The 3,515-nt window shown below is 66.7% G+C and carries 3 protein-coding genes and 2 pseudogenes; 3 read left to right on the top strand and 2 right to left on the bottom strand.

What is annotated here, in order from left to right; all coding sequences use genetic code 11:
* Positions 1-260: 260 nt before the first annotated feature.
* Together BLS74_RS33465 and BLS74_RS33460 are read right to left on the bottom strand one after the other, a co-directional pair.
* Positions 261-874 (bottom strand): annotated as a pseudogene (locus BLS74_RS33465) (NAD(P)-dependent oxidoreductase).
* A 5-nt stretch (positions 875-879) separates the two neighbouring features.
* Entirely contained in the window at positions 880-1,758 is an 879-nt protein-coding gene (locus tag BLS74_RS33460) for a GNAT family N-acetyltransferase (protein WP_093112334.1), read from the bottom strand.
* 210 nt (positions 1,759-1,968) lie between these two features.
* Here BLS74_RS33460 and BLS74_RS35630 point away from each other — a divergent pair, with 210 nt between their 5' ends.
* From BLS74_RS35630 to BLS74_RS33445, 3 genes and pseudogenes are all read left to right on the top strand, one after another.
* The gene (locus BLS74_RS35630; RefSeq protein WP_280142692.1) at positions 1,969-2,520 is read left to right on the top strand and encodes an aldehyde dehydrogenase family protein; all 552 of its coding nucleotides are present in this window, start codon (positions 1,969-1,971) and stop codon (positions 2,518-2,520) included.
* 162 nt (positions 2,521-2,682) lie between these two features.
* Positions 2,683-3,045 (top strand): cupin domain-containing protein, encoded by a 363-nt coding sequence (locus BLS74_RS33450; protein ID WP_093112330.1) that lies wholly within the window; start codon positions 2,683-2,685, stop codon positions 3,043-3,045.
* 237 nt (positions 3,046-3,282) lie between these two features.
* A pseudogene (locus BLS74_RS33445) lies at positions 3,283-3,515 on the top strand (haloacid dehalogenase type II); the annotation flags it as partial.

Below are 3,515 nucleotides of genomic sequence, written 5' to 3'. Positions count from 1 at the left end.
CGGCCCGAGGCGAGCACGGTGGGGCCGCGCTTCTCGTGCACGCGCCAGGGCGAGACGGGATGGATCAGATGCGCGCGGTCGATCGCGTCGAGCGCAGCCAGGGTGGGGAGTGCGGTGGGGTGTGTCATGAGGGCGGGCGTCGGGCTTTAGGATGTCCAAAAGCTTAGGCCGCGTGCCTCTCGCGCTGGTGCTGCATTGAGGGCCTTGTGCGAAGCAGGCTGCGGTTGTGCGCGCCGCGACGGCAGATCCTGCGGCGCGCCTCAGTACCCTCGCGCGCGATCGACGAGCCCGATCATCGGCTCGCCATCCTCGAAGCGCCGCAGCTTGTCCAGCACCACCTCCGCCGCGCTCAAGGGCTGGGTCACGCTCGCGATGTGCGGCGTGAGCTGGATGTTCGGATGGCGCCAGAAGGCATGCGTCGGCGGCAGCGGCTCGGGCTCGGTCACGTCGAGCACCGCATCGCCGATGCGGCCACTGGCCAGCGCGGCCAGCAGGTCGGCATCAACGAGTTGCGGCCCGCGCCCGACGTGCACGAGGCCCGCGCCTTCGGGCAGCATCGAGAACAGCCGGGCATCGAGAAAACCGCGCGTCGAATCGGTGAGCGGCAGCAGGCACACGAGGATCTCGGTGCGCGCGAGGAAGGCCTGCAGCTCGTCGGTGCCCGCATGGCATTGCACGCCGTCGACTACGTGCCGCGAGCGGCTCCATCCCGCGCAATCGAAGCCCAGGCCGACGCAAGGAATCGCACCTGCGTTGCGTTGCCGATGTCGGGCCAGATGCGGAAGTCGATCTCGGGTGCGCGGCGCCGGAAGACCTCGGCCCACTGGCGGCCGCGCACCGGATCGGACTTGTAGAGAAAGGTGGTCGCGCCCATCGAACTCAGCCCACGGCCTGCGTGACGATCGCGAACAGCGCGGGACCCTCCGGCGCCTTGGCGAGCGGCGCGCCGCGCACCATCGTCGTCGGCGCATCCACACGCAGCAGGCCGATGCTCTCCAGCCATTCGGCCAGGCCACTGGCGAAGTCGATGTCGATGCGCGTGAAGTTTCCAGCGTTCATCCCGGCGAGGTGCGCGATCAGCGCCTTCGCGCCTTCGGCGTCGGGCGCCACCACGGGACCGATCGCGTGACCGCGCCCGAAGCGCCGCAGCATCGCGAAGCCGCGCGGCGCATTGTCGTGGTCGAGCACCACGCAGGCATCGGACGCGGCGAGCAGGTCCGCGATCAGCGCATCGCGCGGCATGCCCCGTGCCGCGGCATCGAGCGCCTGCAGCGATGCCGCCTCGCTCTGGCCGGCGGGCCGCAGGCGCCAGCCCGGCGGCAGCGCGACCAGCGGCGCCGGGTGGGCCACGCCCTGGTGCTGCCGCAGCTCGCCAGTGCGCACAAAGCCCAGGCGCTCGTATAGACCTCGGCCTTCGGCGGTGGCATGCAGCAGCACCGTGCAATCCTCGAGCTCTTCAAGCAGCGCGCTCATCAGCCGGTGGCCGAGGCGGCGCCCCTGACAGGCCGGCGACACGATTACGAGGCCGATGGTGGCGTGGCGATCGCCCCAGCGCCAGCGCAGGGCGGTGCCGACCAGCTCACCGTCGCGCTCGGCAACGATGCCCGCGGCATGGGCGAAGACCTGGCCCCAATCCGCGGGGCGGTGCGGCCAGCGCAGCTCAGCAGTCAACGCGTGCGCGAGCGGCAGGTCGGCAGCGGTCATCGATCTCAGCACCACGCCGTCGAGAGCGGGTGCGTTCAGTGTCTGGGCGGGCATCGGCAGGTCTTTGTGCGAGCAAAAGAGCAGCTCATCTTGGACGACATCCGCGCCTTTCTCCAGACCGAATTCGCGCTCTTTCGCAACTCGCAAGCTTCGCCTGCAAAGCGTGCCTGTTTTGCAATTCGCTGCGCCGACGGGCCTGCTTACGCATACAAATGCTGAGCCCATCTCCCTGGCATCGATCGCCATGCAAAGCTTCGACCCGACTTGAGCACGCTTGATTTCGACCCCGACAAGACCGTCTTTCCAAACGGACACTTCACCGGGGGTGTGTTGCTCAATGACGAGGGTGACGTGCTGGAGGTTCGTCGTCCATCCGATGCGAGGGTCTATGCCGAGGTACCGATCGCCGCTGCAGCCATCGTCGATCGCGCGGTGAACAATGCGCAGGCCGCATTCCAGACGTCGGACTGGGCTACGGGAGCGCCGTGCACGCGCCCGGATACTGCGGCGCTGGGCCGACCTGATCGACACCGGGAGCGACGAGCTCGCTCGGATCGAAGCCTTGGGGTCGACGCGGCCCGTCAGGCAGGTCCTGGCCGTGGACGTCCTTTACTCAAACGACTGCCTGAGATTCATTGCAGAAGCGCCGACAAGCTGGGCGGCGATGTCGCGGCGACGCGCATCGACCATTTGGGTTTGGTAATCGGCAAGCCCTACGGCGTCGTTGCGACCATCGCGCCTTGGAACTTCCCGATCACGCAGGCGGTCACCAAGATCGGTCCGGCACTGGCGGCAGGCAACGACTTCCCAAACTGATTGCGGCAGTCTCAGGCATTGCCCGCGCAAAGCAGATTGCGCTTTGCCGCGCGGCCAATCGCGCATTTGCCACCGTTTTCGGCCTCGGCTTCGGCACCCACGCGGGAACGCCCAAACATAGCATCAGGGTCGTGCTCCACCCCTCCTGAAAGTCCACTCTCCATGTCAAAAAATCTGCTCATCAACTTCAACTTCAACTTCGACCAGCTCGGCGATGCGCGCGAATACCGGCCGCCGGCCGAACGCGTCATCGAAGGCGACATCGTGTGCCGCAACTGGGACGTCGACAGCGCCAAGGACGACAAGGTGCGCGCTGGCGTGTGGGAGTCGACGCCCGGCGTCAACCGCTCCATCAAGGGCGAGACCTGGGAGTTCTGCCTGATCCTGTCCGGCGTGGTCGAGATCACCGAGGACGGACAGCCCCCGGTGACCTACAAGGCTGGTGACTGCTTCATCATGAAGCCCGGCTACACCGGCACCTGGCGCACCCTCGAGACCGTGCGCAAGGTGTGGATCATGGCCTGAGCATGAGGCAGCCGCTGGCGCTTCAAAAGCGTGCCCGTCGCCTTCGCAGCAACGCACCGAGGTGTGTCGCTGCACACGCAAAGGGCAGACCGCAAGGCATGCCGCCGCACCCACTCCAAACCGCAGCTTCCGCGCCCCAGGGCCTGCATTTCCCTACAACGCCGGCGCTGCTGCGTGCTGCAATCGCTTCGTCATGAGTTCGTCGCATTTACATCTCTCATCCAAGGAACAGAGACCATGAGCATCCGTCCCAAGTACATCACCTTCGACTGCTACGGCACCCTCACGCGCTTTCGCATGAGCGAGATGACGCGCGACATCTTTGCTGACCGCATTCCGGCCGAGCAGATGGAGCAGTTCATCGCCGACTTCACCGCCTACCGTTTCGACGAGGTGCTGGGCGACTGGCAGCCCTACGAGGTGGTGCTGAAGAACGCGGTGCGCCGCCTGTGCAGGAAGTGGAAGATCCA

Source organism: Variovorax sp. CF079, assembly GCF_900101545.1.
In the GTDB taxonomy this organism is placed as follows: Bacteria; Pseudomonadota; Gammaproteobacteria; order Burkholderiales; family Burkholderiaceae_C; genus Variovorax.
Note: the sequence above shows the minus strand (reverse complement) of the source record. Positions and strands in the feature narration are given on the sequence as shown.